This is a genomic window from Streptomyces sp. NPDC093221 (genome assembly GCF_044753885.1).
GTDB lineage: Bacteria > Actinomycetota > Actinomycetes > Streptomycetales > Streptomycetaceae > Actinacidiphila.
The window spans coordinates 61585-76772 of the sequence record NZ_JBIVOA010000008.1; the positions used below are offsets into that span (position 1 = coordinate 61585).

Annotated in this window: 14 protein-coding genes and 1 pseudogene; 6 read left to right on the forward strand and 9 right to left on the reverse strand. The window is 72.7% G+C overall.

Annotation, left to right across the window (positions count from 1 at the left end; genetic code table 11):
• Nucleotides 1-40: 40 nt before the first annotated feature.
• The 8 genes from ACIQCJ_RS26795 to ACIQCJ_RS26830 form a co-directional block, all read right to left on the reverse strand.
• Entirely contained in the window at nt 41-799 is a 759-nt protein-coding gene (locus ACIQCJ_RS26795) for a DUF3152 domain-containing protein (protein ID WP_402712766.1), read from the reverse strand.
• Nucleotides 800-1089: 290 nt separating this feature from the next.
• Complete coding sequence (locus tag ACIQCJ_RS26800; protein ID WP_355346204.1) at nt 1090-1503, reverse strand: DUF3151 domain-containing protein; 414 nt, start codon at nt 1501-1503, stop codon at nt 1090-1092.
• Between the two features lie 223 nt (nt 1504-1726).
• Entirely contained in the window at nt 1727-2749 is a 1023-nt protein-coding gene (gene fbaA, locus ACIQCJ_RS26805; protein WP_355346207.1) for a class II fructose-bisphosphate aldolase, read from the reverse strand.
• Nucleotides 2750-3045: 296 nt separating this feature from the next.
• Nucleotides 3046-3588, reverse strand: coding sequence for an orotate phosphoribosyltransferase (pyrE, locus tag ACIQCJ_RS26810; RefSeq protein WP_355346210.1), 543 nt, complete (start codon nt 3586-3588; stop codon nt 3046-3048).
• A gap of 29 nt (nt 3589-3617) precedes the next feature.
• A complete protein-coding gene (locus ACIQCJ_RS26815; RefSeq protein WP_355346213.1) occupies nt 3618-4421 on the reverse strand; it encodes an aldose 1-epimerase in 804 nt (267 codons plus the stop codon).
• A 23-nt stretch (nt 4422-4444) separates the two neighbouring features.
• A complete protein-coding gene (locus tag ACIQCJ_RS26820) occupies nt 4445-5599 on the reverse strand; it encodes a CoxG family protein (protein WP_402712767.1) in 1155 nt (384 codons plus the stop codon).
• Between the two features lie 296 nt (nt 5600-5895).
• On the reverse strand, nt 5896-7500 hold the full coding sequence (locus ACIQCJ_RS26825; RefSeq protein WP_391041565.1) for a polyamine aminopropyltransferase: 1605 nt from the start codon (nt 7498-7500) through the stop codon (nt 5896-5898).
• A 288-nt stretch (nt 7501-7788) separates the two neighbouring features.
• Entirely contained in the window at nt 7789-8313 is a 525-nt protein-coding gene (locus tag ACIQCJ_RS26830; RefSeq protein ID WP_355346222.1) for a DUF2617 family protein, read from the reverse strand.
• A gap of 426 nt (nt 8314-8739) precedes the next feature.
• On the opposite strand from ACIQCJ_RS26830, the gene ACIQCJ_RS26835 reads away from it, so the two are divergent.
• The 4 genes and pseudogenes from ACIQCJ_RS26835 to ACIQCJ_RS26850 all read left to right on the forward strand — a co-directional run.
• Nucleotides 8740-9915: a pyridoxal phosphate-dependent aminotransferase gene (locus tag ACIQCJ_RS26835; protein ID WP_402712768.1), complete on the forward strand. Its 1176-nt coding sequence runs from the start codon at nt 8740-8742 to the stop codon at nt 9913-9915.
• Between the two features lie 322 nt (nt 9916-10237).
• Nucleotides 10238-10498, forward strand: coding sequence for a CopG family transcriptional regulator (locus tag ACIQCJ_RS26840; protein WP_402712769.1), 261 nt, complete (start codon nt 10238-10240; stop codon nt 10496-10498).
• Nucleotides 10495-10941: a type II toxin-antitoxin system VapC family toxin gene (locus ACIQCJ_RS26845; RefSeq protein ID WP_401305902.1), complete on the forward strand. Its 447-nt coding sequence runs from the start codon at nt 10495-10497 to the stop codon at nt 10939-10941. Before ACIQCJ_RS26840 ends, ACIQCJ_RS26845 begins: the two co-directional genes overlap by 4 nt.
• Before the next feature lie 15 nt (nt 10942-10956).
• A pseudogene (locus ACIQCJ_RS26850) lies at nt 10957-11151 on the forward strand (aminotransferase); the annotation flags it as partial.
• A gap of 57 nt (nt 11152-11208) precedes the next feature.
• Here the strand turns inward: ACIQCJ_RS26850 and ACIQCJ_RS26855 are convergent.
• Nucleotides 11209-13137 (reverse strand): hypothetical protein, encoded by a 1929-nt coding sequence (locus ACIQCJ_RS26855; protein WP_402712770.1) that lies wholly within the window; start codon nt 13135-13137, stop codon nt 11209-11211.
• 136 nt (nt 13138-13273) lie between these two features.
• On the opposite strand from ACIQCJ_RS26855, the gene ACIQCJ_RS26860 reads away from it, so the two are divergent.
• Together ACIQCJ_RS26860 and ACIQCJ_RS26865 are read left to right on the forward strand one after the other, a co-directional pair.
• A complete protein-coding gene (locus tag ACIQCJ_RS26860) occupies nt 13274-14173 on the forward strand; it encodes an ABC transporter ATP-binding protein (protein ID WP_402712934.1) in 900 nt (299 codons plus the stop codon).
• Complete coding sequence (locus ACIQCJ_RS26865; RefSeq protein WP_402712771.1) at nt 14170-15174, forward strand: iron-siderophore ABC transporter substrate-binding protein; 1005 nt, start codon at nt 14170-14172, stop codon at nt 15172-15174. Before ACIQCJ_RS26860 ends, ACIQCJ_RS26865 begins: the two co-directional genes overlap by 4 nt.
• The last annotated feature ends 14 nt before the right edge of the window (nt 15175-15188 follow it).

The following is a 15188-nucleotide window of genomic DNA, read 5'->3' on the forward strand; positions in this document are numbered from 1 at the left end:
CGAGAGGGCGGCAAAAAGGGGGCGCCAGAGGGATCACCCCTCACTCCACCCCCGGACCTCCCACGTACGTCCCCTTCGGGTCGTACGGCCACTCGTTCGCTCGGCACCCGTTCAGGCCCTTGATCTGCTGCATCATCACCGGGGCCGGCTTTCCCGGGCCCGGGCAGCCCTCGTGGCCGTGGCCGATGCGGTGGCCGACCTCGTGGTTGATGATCAGGGCGCGGTAGCCCTCGATGGGGCCCTTGAACTCGGGGGAGCCGAGCAGCCAGCGCTTGAGGTTGACGACGACGGTGGAGCCGACGTCGCAGTTGACCTCGCCGCGGGTGAGGAGACCGGCGGCGCCGCAGATGTCGTCGACGGTGTCGGGGGTGGCGATCTTGACGACGAAGTCGGCGCGGCCGGAGGAGACGAGCTGGAAGCCGTCGTGGCCGTCGGCGGTCCAGCCGCGGGGGTTGGCGAGGATGGCGGCGATCTCGTGGGCGGCGTCGGCGGCGGACAGGTCGATACCGCCTTCGACCTCGACCTTGTAGCGGCGGACGGTGCCGTGTCCCGTGGCCTTGCCGCTGGCGTCGGCGGTGCTGAAGCGGCCGGTGCCGGAGACGGGGACCTTCGGCGGCTCCGCCTTGTCCCTCGCGGACGGCGGAGTGCCGCCCCCGGTGTCACCGTCACTGCCGCTGGCGTCGCGGGCCGGTGCCGTGGTGGCGCCGAGGCCGTGGTCGATGGCGGCGGCGGAGTCGACGTTCCTGCCGTGGTTCCAGGTGGCGTACCCGACGCCCGCGGTCACCATGATCAGTCCCACGGCCAGGGCGGAGCCGACTATCGCGGCGCGGCCCCTCGTCCGACGTCGGCCCGGTTGACGGCGTGGCTGTGCCAAGACTCCCCCTGCGCTGGCGCAGCGGTCGTCGAGGCCCCGGCTCCCCGGCCGGTCTCACCCCGTGCTGCGTGTGGACAACCGGATCAGAATCGCACATGGATACGGGGGATGAGGCGTCGGTCCGCCCTTGTGGCACGACTGCGACAAAGCACGTTCCCCCTGGTGAGACCCAGGGGGAACGCGGGGGAAACAGGAAGAGAAGGGCGGGCCGGCCGTCAGGTCAGGGTGTCGGCGGCGGTCGGCGAGCTGTCCCGCAGGAAGACCGTGCAGCGCTCGTACTCGTCCTGCTCGCCGATCGCCTGGGCGGCGCGGGCCAGCGCGTGCAGGGCGCGGAGGAAGCCGCGGTTCGGCTCGTGCTCGAAGGGCACGGGACCGTGGCCCTTCCACCCGGCGCGGCGCAGCGAGTCGAGGCCGCGGTGGTAGCCGGTACGGGCGTAGGCGTACGACTCCACGACGCTGCCGGCCTCGAAGGCGTCGTCGGCGAGCTGCGCCCAGACCAGCGAGGAGGCCGGGTATTTCGCCGCGACCTCGGCGGGCGCGGTACCGGAGGCGAGCAGTTCGCGCGGCTCCGGGTCTTCGGGCAGATGGGTCGGGGCGGGTCCCCCGAGCAGGTTCTCGTTGATGGCCATGCGTTCCAGTCTGCCCGAGCCCCCACCGTAAAGGCCCCCGGCAGATGCCAGGGGCCTTCGGCGGCGAGCCCGAAACCGCGCGGGGAGGCCCGGAGGCCGCCCGCACACGCAGCCGTACGAGGGCCGACAACGTCATGCGGTCCGTCCCGGAACCCGTCCGGAAGCCGGTCCCGTCCGGAAGCCGGCCCTGTGCGGAACGCCGTCCCGGAACCCGTCCGGAGGACTACTTGCGCTTGTTGCCCGCCGACCGCAGGTTCTCGGCGGCGACGACCACGCGGGCGGCCATGCCGGCCTCGGCGGCCTTGCCCCAGACGCGGGGGTCGTAGGTCTTCTTGTTGCCGACCTCGCCGTCGACCTTCAGGACGCCGTCGTAGTTGCGGAACATGTGGTCCGCGACGGGCCGGGTGAAGGCGTACTGGAGGTCGGTGTCGATGTTCATCTTGACGACGCCGTTCTCCAGCGCCTCGTTGATCTCCTCGAGCGTGGAGCCCGAGCCGCCGTGGAAGACGAAGTCGAAGGCGTTGGCCTTGCCGTACTTCTGGGCGACCGCGTCCTGGAGCTCCTTGAGGATGCCCGGACGCAGGACGACGTTGCCCGGCTTGTAGACGCCGTGGACGTTGCCGAAGGAGGCGGCCAGCAGGTAGCGGCCCTGCTCGCCCAGGCCGACGGCCTCGACGGTGCGGTAGGCGTCGTCGACGGTGGTGTAGAGGTTGTCGTTGATCTCGTGCGAGACGCCGTCCTCCTCACCGCCGGTCGGGGTGATCTCCATCTCCAGGATGATCTTGGCCTTGACGGCCTCGGCCAGCAGTTCCTTGGCGATGGCGAGGTTGTCGTCCAGGTTCTCCGCCGAGCCGTCCCACATGTGGGACTGGAACAGCGGGTCGCGGCCCGCTGCCACGCGCTCCTGCGAGACCTTCAGCAGCGGCCGCACGTACGCGTCCAGCTTGTCCTTGGGACAGTGGTCGGTGTGCAGCGCGACCGTGATCGGGTACTTCTCGGCCACGATGTGCGCGAACTCGGCGAGCGCGACCGAGCCGGTCACCATGTCCTTGTTGTACTGACCGCCCAGGAACTCCGCGCCGCCCGTGGAGATCTGGATGATGCCGTCGCTCTCCGCCTCGGCGAGGCCGCGCAGCGCGGCGTGCAGGGTCTGCGACGAGGTGACATTGATGGCCGGGTAGGCGAACTTGCCTGCCTTCGCCCGGTCGAGCATCTCGCTGTAGACCTCGGGGGTTGCGATGGGCATCGTGTCCGCTCCTCATGATCTGCGGGTGGTCCTGCTGTGGCCTTACTGGCGTGGCGACGTCTTTGTCGCCCCCATCTTCCCAGACTCGAACGGATACACCACCTCCGTGCACACCCAGTGGACGACGGCCTCTGGAGTGTTTCACGTGAAACACTCCAGAGGCCGGAAAAACGCAGGTCAGAGCCGGTCGAAAGCGCTCAGGACCCGGTCGGGGCAAGCTCGGAGCCCGCTCAGCGCCGACTCAGCACCGGCTCAGGACCGCGACACGGCTGCGCGGCTCAGGCGGCTCACGCGACTCAGGCGAGGCCCAGGTCGTCCAGCGAGTACGCGGCCAGGTACGGCAGTCCCGCGTCCGCGATCGCCCCGGCCGCGCCGCGGTCCACGATGACGGCGACGGCCACCACCTCGCCGCCCGCCTCCCGTACCGCCTCGACCGCGGTCAGCGGCGAACCGCCCGTGGTCGAGGTGTCCTCGACCACCAGCACGCGTCGGCCCTTGACCTCGGTGCCCTCGATACGGCGCTGCAAGCCGTGCGCCTTGTTGGCCTTGCGGACCACGAACGCGTCGAGCCGCTGCCCGCGCGCCGCGGCGGCGTGCAGCATCGAGGTGGCCACCGGGTCGGCGCCGAGCGTCAGCCCGCCCACCGCGTCGAAGTCCAGTTCGGCGGTGAGGTCGAGCATCACCTGTCCGGCGAGCGGCGCGGCCTCGCCGTCCAGGGTGATCCGGCGCAGGTCGACGTAGAAGTCGGCCTCGAGCCCCGAGGAGAGGGTCACCTTGCCGTGCACCACGGCCTTGTCCTTGATCTGCCGCAGCAGCGCGTCTCGCGTCTGGTCACTCATGCCGACAAGTATCCCGGCAGGCCGGGGGCTCAGCCGATCCGGTGCCAGGTCCACTCCGTGCTGATCTCCAGCGGGTCGATCGGGGTGACCAGGCGGGGCAGGGTGTTGAGGCCGTTCGGCGGGCCGGACTGGGGCTCGACGCAGACCGCCTCGGTCGGCTCGGTGTAGACGACCGCCCATTCGGAGGGGCTGGTCACCCGGACCGTCATCTCGCCGGGCCAGGTGAGGGTGATGTCCACGCCGTCGGGCATGCCGAAGCAGTCGTCCCAGGGGCCGGGCCTGGGGTCGACGCGGTTGCCGTTCGGCAGGTGGTTGTCGCCGCGCTCCTCCTGCCAGGCGGCGGTGAAGGCCAGTTCAACGTCCTGGCCGCCCTGGCCGAGGTTGCGCAGCCACCACGGGTGCCAGCCCGCCTGCGCGGGGAAGGAGTCGCCGGACGCGTCCGCCTCGACGCTGAGCGTCAGCTTCACCGAGTGCGGGGCCAACTCGACGGTGTGCGTCACCCGTCCGGGGTACGGCCACGGCTCGGCGAGGTCGAAGTAGTACGCGGCGGTGGTCTCGGTCGCGGGCGCGGCCTCCTGCCAGGCGGTGTGGCGCCCGGTGCCGTGGATGGCGTGTGGGGGCGCGTCGACGGGGAGTTGATGGGTGACACCGCCGTTGCGGAACACCCCGTTCTCCGTACGGCCGCACCACGGCACCATCAGGAAGGCGCCGAATTTGTCTCCCTGGCGCAGGAGTTCGGTCCCGCCGACCTTCAATGAGGCGATCCGGCAGCCGTCGTGGGGCCGCAGGATCAGTTCGGCGTCGCCCGCCGTCAGCTTCGTCTCGTTCGACACGGAACGAGAGTAACCGGGCTGTGTTACCTGCGGCGTCGCAGCACCCGGCCGACGACCACGGCGGACGCGACGAGAGCCGCGGCGGCGGGGGCCGCCCAGCGCAGGGTCGCCGCCGCGGAGGTGGCGTCCGGCGCGGGTACGGGCGCGTAGCGTCCGCGCGGCGGCGCGTGGTCGACCTCCTCGGCGCTGCGGCCGATCATCGTGCGGCGGGCGTGCGCGGCCTCGGCGGGCGGCACCAGGTCGTCCAGCGCGGCGGCGCTCTCCGGGACCTCCACCTCGACCTCGACCAGCTCGAAGTCGTCCAGGTCGGACGGCGGGGCGGGCTCGCCGAGGTCGTCCACGACGTCCGCCTCGGGCTCGGCGGGCTCGGCATCCTCATCGGAGTCGGCCTCGGCGGAGTCGGCGGCGGCGTCGGCGTCGGCGTCGGTGTCGGTGTCGGAGGGGTCGGACTCCGTGGTGATCCTGGAGTCCCCGGCGGGCGTGTCGGCGGCGTCCTCCGCGGTGTCATCAGCGGTGTCAGCCGTATCGCCAGCGGTGTCAGCGGCTTCCTCGGCCACGGCGTCCGCCGCTCCCGCCTCGGCGCCCGGCTCGTCCGCCCGCTCCGAGGATTCCGGCCGCTCCGAGGCCGCCCCTGCCTCCACGACCGGCACGATCGTTTCTTCGACGGTCACGTCCGAGGACGCCGGGTCCGGGGCCGTCTCCTCCTCCGGCGCGTGCGCCGCCAGGTCCGCGGAGAAACGGTCCAGCAGCCGCCGTACCGCCGCTTCCACGACGTCCGGCTCGTACGACGCCAGGCGGCCCTCGGCCTGGGCCGCGCCGCGGAAGATCAGCAGGGCGCCCGGCTCCGGGTGCGTGGCCTCGGCCACGACGATCTCCAGCGTGGCCTTGACCGTGCCCGTACCGCGCACCTCCGTACCGCTCGCCTCCGCCGCGAAGGGCGACGAGGTGCCGGTGACGCGGACCGTGCCGCGGTAGGTGATCGTGGAGCCGCCCACGCGCAGGCGGAGGCGGCCCGCGGCGCCGCCTTCCGGCGCGGACCCGTCAGCCCCGTCGGCGCCGTCCGCGGCGCCGGACGCGTCCGGCTGCCAGCCGGGCAGGCTCGCGGTCACGCGCGCGGGGCTGCGCAGGGCGTGGCCGATGCGGGTGGGGCTGACCGGGACGAAGACCTCGTGCTCCATGCGGCGGAGCCTACCCACCGGGACGGTGCCACGCGGCTTCGCGGGCGGAACTTTTTACGGGCATACGTGGCACGCGGCCCGGGCCCGTACGGACGCGCCCGCCGCCGTACGCCACCGCCGTACACCCGCCCCCTTGTGCACACGCCCGCCGCCGTACACCCTCCCCCTTGTGCACCCGCCCGGCGCCGTACACCCGCCCCCCTGTCGACGCGCCCGCCGCCGTACACCCGCCCCCGCACCCGTACGCGGGCGTCCCGTCCCCTTACGCCACCCGGCGTCCCCGCCGGCCGGCCGTCTCACCGCACCCTCGGGCGCAGCAACGTCGAGGCCGGGAGGGACTCGGTGGGGCGGCCGGCCAGCGGGGCGGCGGCGGCCTTGCGCAGCAGGGCGGGGGTCAGCCAGAGGTCAGGGGGGTGGCGGGGCGGGAGGGCGATGGCGGGGGTGGTGAGGCCGGACAGCACGAAGCCCCAGTTCGTGGCGGACGGCGGCACCGAGCCCGACCAGCGGTCGGGCCCCGCCTGCGCCCCGCACGTGCGGCCGGTGATCCAGTACGGCGCGGTCCGCAGCCCCACCGCCCGCAAGGTGGCCTCGATGGTCCAGAAGGTGTGCGTGGAGGCGCTGGGCGTGCCCGCGTGGACGGCGAGCCGCCCGCCGGGGGCCAGCGTGCGCGCGGCGAGCCCGTAGAACTCCTCCGAGTACAGCTTCGCGCTGCGCGAGATCCCCGGGTCCGGCAGGTCGGCGATGATCACGTCGAACGGTCCGCGCCGCTCCTCGCGCAGCCAGTCGAAGGCGTCGGCCGTGACGGCGGTGACGCGCGGGTCGTCGTACGCGTGCCGGTTGAGCGCGGACAGGCCGGGGTCGGTACGGGCGAGGCGGACGAGTTCGTCGTCGAGGTCCACGACGGTGACGGCGCGGACCCCGCTGTAGCGCAGCGTTTCGCGCAGGGCGAGGCCGTCGCCGCCGCCGAGGATGAGGACGCGGCCGTGCGGGCCGTTCATCGCGGGGTGCACCAGGGCCTGGTGGTAACGGAATTCGTCCGTGCCGCAGACCCGTAGCCGTCCGTCCAGGAAGAGTTGGAGCGGGGCTCCGGTCCTGCCGCCGCCGGTGAGGACGATCTCCTGCACGGCGGTCTGCTCCGCGACGCGCACCTGTCCCCCGTACACCGCGTGCCGCGCCGCCGCTTCGAAGGGCCCGGCGGCAGCGGCGGCGGCGCCGAGCACCGCGAGCACGGAGACGTTCGCGGCCAGCAGCCACCAGCGGGTGCGGGCGGACAGGTCGCCGCGGAAGAGCCACAGCACGGTCGCGCCGCCCGCCACCGCGTTGACCACACCGGTGGCCAGCGCGCCGGTCAACTGCCCGAAGTGCGGCAGGAGAAGGAAGGGGAAGGCGAGGCCGCCGACGAGCGCGCCCACGTAGTCCGCGGCGAAGAGGTCGGCGACGGCGCCGCCCGCGTCCTGCCGCCGGATCCGCTGGACGAGCGTCATCAGCAGCGGTACCTCGGCGCCGATCAGCACGCCGATCGCGAACGCGCAGCCGATCATGGCCAGTCGGGCCTGTCCCGCCCACGCGAAGCAGGCGTAGAGCGCCATCACCGACAGCCCGCCGACCAGCGCGAGCGCCGTCTCGACGGCGGCGAAACCGGCCGCGGCCCGTATCCGCAGCCGCTTGGCGAGCAGCGAGCCGCAGCCCATCGCGAAGACCATCACGGAGAGGATGACCGACGCCTGGGTGACGGAGTCGCCGACCAAGTAGGAGGCGAGCGCGACGAGTTCGAGCTCGTAGACCAGGCCGCAGGCGGCGCAGACGAAGACGGCGGCCAGGACCAGCGCGCGTGCGGCGCCCGCGGCCACGGGAAGCCGCAGGTCGAGTGGTGCCGCGGTGCGGCCTGGCTGGTCGATCATGAGTGCACGCTATGTCAGTCCGGTGGCGGCACAAGTCACCCACAGGGGTGTAATCAGGGGCGGTTGACGGCGCTTTCGCGGACCGCACCGGCGCACGGGGGTACGGGTGCGGCGCACGGTGTGGACGTATGTGCCGTCGGCCGTACGGGCGTTCGTCCGTCGGTGCGTACGGAGGTACGGTTCGCGCGCCGGACCGCCCGCGCGCGGGTGCCGCCGACGTACGTCCGTACCGCACGGGTCGGGAGGCGCGGCTCCGCGCGGACCGGCGCCGTACGCCCCAACACCCCTTCAAGGAAGGGCGTTCACCCGGGTCCTGGTGGTCACCAGCCGTCCCTCCTGCGGGTACGCGTGCCAGGTGCGCCACCGCACACTGCCCTCCGCGCACTGCACGAGCATCGCGGTGAAGGCGTGCGGGTCGCCGGGGAAGGTGCCCGCGAGACCATTGGGGTGGTCGGCGACCAGCGCGAGCAACTCCTGGGCGCGGCCCGCGAAGGAGCCCTGCGACAGCGTCTCGATCCGGGCCGCGAACTCGTAGTCCCAGCCGCCGACCCTGCGTGCCACGCCGAACGGCAGCGGCGCCTGGCTGCCCGGCATGCACGCGACGGTCTCCGAACACCCGCCGTCACGACCGGTGTCGACCAGGACCTGGTGGGACGCGCCGAGCAGCCGCATCTGGACCTTGGCCCGCAGCCCGCGCGTGTCGCCGACTTCGAGGTCGAGCACGGCGAGCGCGGGCAGCGGGTCCTTCCCGAGACACCACGCGAGGTCTCCGGCACGGGTGTCGGTGTAGGCGGTCTGGAGGGTGGTGAGCATGGGTCGGCTCCGCAAGCACGCAGTGGATGATGGGCCGACCCGCGTCTGACGGAGAGACGCGGCGGCTCGGTGCCCACGTGGGGTCCGGTAGATCCGAGAGCTACGGAATCATGAAACTCACGCCGTCCTCAGCGTTTTTACCCATCTGTGCGTACTTTCCATCCCTTGGAGCGCTTAAGGGCTCACGTGTTCACTACGTCGTTCCCACACCGCTTCCGGGCGCGCCCGGCGCACACCCCCGGCTGCGGACGCCGTACGGTACGGAACCCGGGACGCGTCCCGGTACGGTCCCCGTACGGTTCCGACGGAGAGTGGGTGCGGGAAATGGGCGGGCGGGAAGCGGACGGGCGGGAAGCGGGCGGGCTGGAAGCGGGCGGGCGGGAAACGGGCGGGCGGGAAATGGCCGGGCTGGAAGCAGGTGGGCGCATGCGGGACAGGCCGCTGCTGAACCGCCGCCTCGACGGCCTCGGTACGACGATCTTCGCCGAGATGTCGGCGCTGGCCCTCTCGACCGGCGCGATCAACCTCGGCCAGGGCTTCCCCGACACCGACGGTCCCGAGTCCGTACGGGAGGCGGCCGTCCGCGCCCTGCGCGACGGCCGCGGCAACCAGTACCCGCCGGGCCCCGGCGTCCCCGAGCTGCGGCGCGCCATCGCCGACCACCAACGCCGTTTCTACGGGCTCGACTTCGACCCCGACACCGAGGTCCTGGTCACCGCGGGCGCCACCGAGGCCATCGCCGCCGCGATGCTCGCCCTGCTCGAACCGGGCGACGAGGTCATCGCGTTCGAGCCGTTCTACGACTCCTACGCCGCCTGCATCGCCATGGCGGGCGCCGTCCGCGTCCCCCTGACCCTGCGCGCCCCCGACTTCCGCCCCGACCTCGCCGCCCTGCGCGCCGCCGTCACGCCTCGTACGCGGCTGCTCCTCCTCAACTCCCCGCACAACCCGACGGGCATGGTGCTCACCCGCGACGAGTTGGCGGCCATCGCCGAACTCGCCGTCGAACGCGACCTCATCGTCGTCACCGACGAGGTCTACGAACACCTGGTCTTCGACGGCGGCGAACACATCCCGCTGATCTCGCTCCCCGGCATGCGGGACCGCACGGTCTCCATCTCCTCAGCGGGCAAGACCTTCTCGTTCACGGGTTGGAAGGTCGGCTGGGTGACGGGGCCGCGGGAGCTGGTGGCCGCCGTCCGCACCACCAAGCAATTCCTCACCTACGTCGCCTCCGGGCCCTTCCAGTACGCCGTCGCCGAGGCCCTCGCCCTGCCCGACACGTACTACGCCGACTTCGCCGCCGACCTCCGCGCCAAGCGCGACCTGCTGGCGGCGGGCCTGCGCGACGCCGGCTTCCGGACCTACGAGCCCCAGGGCACGTACTTCATCACCACCGACATCACCGAACTCGCCCCCGGCACCGACGCCCTGACCTTCTGCCGCGCCCTCCCCGAACGCTGCGGCGTCGTCGCCGTCCCCAACTCCGTCTTCTACGACCACTCCACCGCCGGCCGCACCCAAGTCCGCTTCGCCTTCTGCAAACGCCCCGAAGTCCTCACCGACGCCGCCGACCGCCTCCGCAAGGCATTCAACGGCTGAGAGCCGCCCCATTGGCCGTGCCTGCCAGGAGCCGCAGCCCATCGAAGAACAGGCACGTGATTGCGCCGTGCAGTGCCATGTGACTGACCCGTTCCCGGGCGGCGTGCCACGAGGTCCGCCGCTCCGGGGCCACCAGCGGCCCGTCCAGCAGCCCGGGTATGTGTTCCCGCCCGGGTGGAACCTCCTCCAGCACGTGCCAGGGCACGCCGGCCCCCAGTCATCCATGGCCGGAGGCCAGGGGACGCGTTTCGCAGCCAGGCGCTGCTTAACTGTGCCGCCATACGACATGCACCATTCGTGGTACATGGACTACTCTTGGTACATGTCTATGAAGCGCACCAACGTCTACGCCGACCCGGAAGATCTGGCGATCATCAAGGAAGCCGCCGCCCGGCGCGGGGTCAGTGAAGCCGAGATCATCCGGCAGGGCATCCACCTCGCCGCCATGGCGAACCGCGTCTGGGACGAACCGCTTTTCTCCCGCACCTTTGAAGGTTCGGGACGTACTCCTTCCAAGGACGACGTCCGCAACGCGGTCGCCGACGGCGTCCGGCGCGAGGGCGATTCCGAGGTCACGGCGTGATCATCGTCGTCGCCGACACATCGGGCCTGCTGGCCGCGCTCGACTCCACGCACCCGGAACACCAGGGGGCCAACGAGGCGATCATGGCTGCCGGACTCCTCGTGATGTCCCCACTGCTGCTCGCCGAGATCGATCATGTCGCGACCCGCGAGCTGGGACGGGAAGCGGCTGTCAGCGCGATCGACGACATCCGGCGGTGGATGCGGACAAGCCGGATCGTCGTGCCGGAAATCACCGAGGCTCACCTCTCAGCCGCACAAACGCTGCGCGCCCGGTATACCGCGCTCAGCCTCGATCTCGCCGACGCCGTGAACGTCGCACTCGCTGCCGAGTACGACACTGACGCCGTTCTCACGCTCGACTGCCGGGACTTCCGTGCCGTCCGCCCATTGAGCCGGCACAAATCCTTCCGCATCCTGCCCGACGACCTACCGCTGCAATGAGTGCGTGAAAACGGAGTGGCCTGGGTGACGGGGTCGCGGGAGCTGGTGGCCGCCGTCCGCACCACCAAGCAGTTCCTCACCTACGTCGCCTCCGGGCCCTTCCAGTACGCCGTCGCCGAGGCCCTCGCCCTGCCCGACGCCTACTACGCCGACTTCGCCGCCGACCTCCGCGCCAAGCGCGACCTGCTGGCGGCGGGCCTGCGCGACGCCGCCGACCGCCTCCGCACGGCATTCAACGGCTGAGCGGGGCCGGGCTGCCGAGGCGGCTCAGCCGATCCGGTCCAGCGCCTCCGTGGCCGCGCGGCAGATCTGTTCGTCCAGGAGGATGCCGCCGCCGTAGCGGCGGTCCGCGTCCAGCACGGCGCGCAGCGTCGGCGCCGCGGCCGCCGCGGGGCTGCCGATGCGTCCCAGCGCCTGGACCGTTCGCAGGACGAGCGGCGTGACCTCGTACGCGGCCAGCGGCCGCAGTTCGGGCAGCAGGGTGTCGACGGCGGTGGCCGCGTCGCCGGTCAGCCGCCACCATGCCTCGGCCGCGCCGACCCGGCTCCACGCGCCGGGGCAGCCGAGCAACGGCCGGACGGCGTCCGCGTAGCGGAAGGCGAGGGAGCCGAGGTCGGCGAGACGGGCCAGTGCCGGGCGGCCGAGGCCCGCAAGGGCTGCCGCGCCGATCACGCGCAGGGCCAGTTCGGGGTCGCCGGTGACGCGCCAGTGCGCCCAGGCAGCGGTTTGCGCGCCGTGCCACCCCTGCGACGCGGGCGGCGGCACACAGCCGATTCCGTCGGCGCCGCGCGGGGGACGCAGGTCACCGCGGGCGAGTCCGGCGAGCAGGTCGGCCACCGCCTCGCCGCCCGCAATGCGGGCCGCGGGACCGATCCGCCCCAGGGCGTCGGCCGCGGGCCCGGCGTACGTCGTGTCGAGCAGTCCGGCCAACTCCGGTGTCGCGGGCACGGCGGACGGGCCCCACGCGGTGAGGGCGTTCAGCACCTCGGGTATGCCCCGGGCGCCGGGGCCGCCGCGGAGCCGTTCGCGGAAGGCGGGCAGCAAGTGCGGCGCCCACCGCAGGGGCGGCGGCTCGCCCCTGAGGTAATGGCTGCCGAAGCGCTCCCGGTACCGGGGCAGGGCACGGTCGTCGGCCGCGCCCATCAGCGCCCGCACTGCCAGATCGACGGTCAACGTCGAGGTGGCGGCCCGGTCCTGCTCCTGGACGAAGCGCGCCAGCCGGTCCGCGTACGGGGTCACCGCCGCTCCGCCCCCGGCGAGGATGTCGAGCGCTTGCGCGCGGACCCGGTCCTCGTCGTCCAGTCCGGCGACGACCGCTTCCCACAGTCCGGCCGACGGACGCCGCCAGTACCGCAGTTGGGCGTCGGCTGCCACCAGGGCGGCGCGGCGCAGGTCCGCCCTCGGGGCCCCGGTCAACGCGCCGACCAGTTCCCGCGCCTCCCGCGGCTGCGCCCGCAGCGGATCCGCGAAGCCGCGGACCGCCTCGCGCCCCCGGGACCCCCATGGCACGTCGGGCAGGGACGCGGCACCAAACGCGACGAAGGCGCTTCCGGCCGTGCCGCCGAGTCCCCTGGCGGCGGCGGACGTTGTCGCGGTCGGCAAGGCGGCCCGGATCGCGGCCAGCCGGACCAGGGGGTCGGGGTGCGTCAGCCAGGGCCGGCACCAGGACGCGTCGGTGACAGCGCCGTGCGCCGACAGGCTTCCCAGCGCCAGTAGTTGGGCTTGCAGGGCCGTGGGGTCCGATTCAGCCGCCGCCTGCTTCCTGAGGCCGTCGAGGGCCGACGCGTCGTCGCCCGGGACCTCCCCCAGGAACACGGCGGCACAGGTCCGCACGCCCGCGTGCGGGTCGGACAGGAACGGGACCACCCGCGGCCGGCCGGCCACCAGCGCAGCCAGCGCCAGCCGGTCCTCCCGCCACCGCTTCCCGGACAGCAGGCGGGCCTGCCGGGCGAGCAGATCGAGGACCCTGCGGCGGTGGTGCGGGTCGAGGGCGGGGAGAAGACCGAGGAGAGCGGCGGCGGCCGGGGCGAAGTACGGGGCTCCGACGTGATCGCGGAGGCGCTTGTCCAACTCCGCCCAGGAGGCGCGCCGGTCGGCAGCCGTCAGGAGTCCGGCCAGCAGCCCCGGTGTCCGCTCGCGCCTGGGCGGGACCTCTTCCAGAACGTGCCAGGGCGCTCCGGCCCCCAAGGTGTCCACCAGGGGAGCCTAGAGAGGCCGGGTTCGGACGCGGGGGCGCGGGTCCCGGAGGGGCAGAGGTGACCCCGGCGGGAAGGGGGGATTAGGTTAGGCTAACCTAAGCAGTGTGAGAGCTGGGGAGAGTGCTGGCGGCGGGATGCCCTCGCGGGGGCATGAGTTGGCGGCCACAGGGATGACGGTCGCGTACGACCGGGTGGATGTCGTGCATGACGCCGCCGTGTCGCTGCGGCCGGGCGAGGTGACGGCGCTGGTGGGGCCGAACGGCAGTGGGAAGTCGACGCTGCTGCGGACGCTGGCGCGGTTGCAGCGGGCCCGGGAGGGCGCGCTGACGCTGGACGCGGGGACGGACGGATTCCAGCTCACGTCACGGGAGTTCGCGCGGCAGGTGGCGCTGCTGACCCAAGGGCGGCCGACGCCGAGCGGGCTGAGCGTGCGGGACGTCGTGGAGTTCGGCCGGTATCCGCACCGGGGGCGCTGGGGGCGGCCGGACCCCGGCGGGACCGGCGCGGTGGAGCGGGCGCTGACGCTGACCGGGGTCGAGCACCTGGCCGCGCGGGGCGTCGAGCACCTGTCGGGGGGACAGCTCCAGCGGGTCTGGCTCGCGAGCTGCCTCGCGCAGGAGACCGGCGTGCTGCTGCTCGACGAGCCGACGACGTATCTCGACCTGCGGTACCAGATCGAACTGCTCGACCTGATCCGCGACCTCGCCGACGACCACGGGATCGCGGTCGGCGTCGTCCTGCACGACCTCGACCAGGCCGCGGCCGTCGCCGACCGCGTCGCGCTGCTCCACGACGGCCGGATCGTCGCCGACGGCCGGCCCGAGGACGTCCTGACCCCCGAACGCCTCACCGAGGTCTACGGCATCCGGGTCGACGTCGACACCGACCCCTCGACCGGCCGGCTGCGGACCCGTGCCGTCGGCCGCCACCACAGCAGAAGCCAGACCGAGAACCGGACCACAAACGACCGGAACACAAACGACCCGACCACAAGCGACCGGAACAGAAGCGAAAGGCTCCACCCCACCTCATGAGACGCCTCCCCGTACCCGCCGCCGCAGCCACCGTCGCCGCCGTCGCGGCCCTCGCCCTGACCGGATGCGGAACGACGCACTCCGCCGCCGACGAGTCGGTCAAGTCCACGGACTCCGCCTCCGCTTCGGCCTCGGGGCCGATCACCCTCACCGACGCCAGCGGTACGGAGGTACGCCTCGACGCGCCCGCCACCAAGGTCATCGGCACCGAGTGGAACGTCGTCGAGGACCTGGTCGCGCTCGGCGTCGACCCGGTCGGCGTCGCCGATGTGAAGGGGTACACGGACTGGGACAAGGCCGCCCCGCTGAAGAACTCCCCCAAGGACATCGGCACCCGCGGCGAGCCGAGCATGGACACGATCGCGGCCCTGTCGCCCGACCTCATCGTCGCCACCACCGACCTCACCTCGTCCGCCGTGACCCAACTGCGGAAGATCGCCCCCGTCCTCCAGATCAGGTCCGCCGACTCCACCGACCAGATCGGCCTGATGACGAAGTCCCTCGACCTCATCGCGCAGGCGACCGGCACCACGCAGAAGGCGACCGAGGTCAAGCAGGCGTTCGACGCGAAGCTCGCCGAGGGCAAGAAGGCCCTCGCGGACGCTGGCCTCGCCGGGACCCCGTACGCCTTCGGGGACGGGTACGTGCAGGCCAACCAGGTCTCGATACGCCCGTTCACCAGCGGCTCCCTGATCGGGAACGTCAACGAGCGGATCGGCCTCACGAACGCCTGGAAGGTCAAGGGCGACAAGGACTACGGCCTGGCCACCACCGACGTCGAGGGCCTCACCGGGCTCGGCGACATCCGCTTCACCTACATCGCGAACGCCTCCGACGGCGACCCCTTCGCCGACACCCTCGCCAAGAACGCCGTGTGGAAGTCGCTGCCCTTCGTCAAGGCGGGCCACGTGAGCCGACTGCCCGACGGCGTCTGGATGTTCGGCGGTCCCGCGTCGATGGAGGCGTACGTGGACGCCGTCGTCGCCGCCCTCACGAAGTAGCGAAAGGGCGAAGC

Excerpts from the sequence above, each read along its gene's own strand:
- fbaA (WP_355346207.1), bottom strand. The coding sequence starts at position 2,749 with ATGCCCATCGCAACCCCCGAGGTCTACAGCGAGATGCTCGACCGGGCG.
- ACIQCJ_RS26865 (WP_402712771.1), top strand. The coding sequence starts at position 14,170 with ATGAGACGCCTCCCCGTACCCGCCGCCGCAGCCACCGTCGCCGCCGTC.
- ACIQCJ_RS26835 (WP_402712768.1), top strand. The coding sequence starts at position 8,740 with ATGCGGGACAGGCCGCTGCTGAACCGCCGCCTCGACGGCCTCGGTACG.
- ACIQCJ_RS26820 (WP_402712767.1), bottom strand. The coding sequence starts at position 5,599 with ATGGAGCACGAGGTCTTCGTCCCGGTCAGCCCCACCCGCATCGGCCAC.
- ACIQCJ_RS26830 (WP_355346222.1), bottom strand. The coding sequence starts at position 8,313 with ATGCTCACCACCCTCCAGACCGCCTACACCGACACCCGTGCCGGAGAC.
- ACIQCJ_RS26840 (WP_402712769.1), top strand. The coding sequence starts at position 10,238 with ATGTCTATGAAGCGCACCAACGTCTACGCCGACCCGGAAGATCTGGCG.
- ACIQCJ_RS26800 (WP_355346204.1), bottom strand. The coding sequence starts at position 1,503 with ATGGCCATCAACGAGAACCTGCTCGGGGGACCCGCCCCGACCCATCTG.
- ACIQCJ_RS26825 (WP_391041565.1), bottom strand. The coding sequence starts at position 7,500 with ATGATCGACCAGCCAGGCCGCACCGCGGCACCACTCGACCTGCGGCTT.
- ACIQCJ_RS26860 (WP_402712934.1), top strand. The coding sequence starts at position 13,274 with ATGCCCTCGCGGGGGCATGAGTTGGCGGCCACAGGGATGACGGTCGCG.
- pyrE (WP_355346210.1), bottom strand. The coding sequence starts at position 3,588 with ATGAGTGACCAGACGCGAGACGCGCTGCTGCGGCAGATCAAGGACAAG.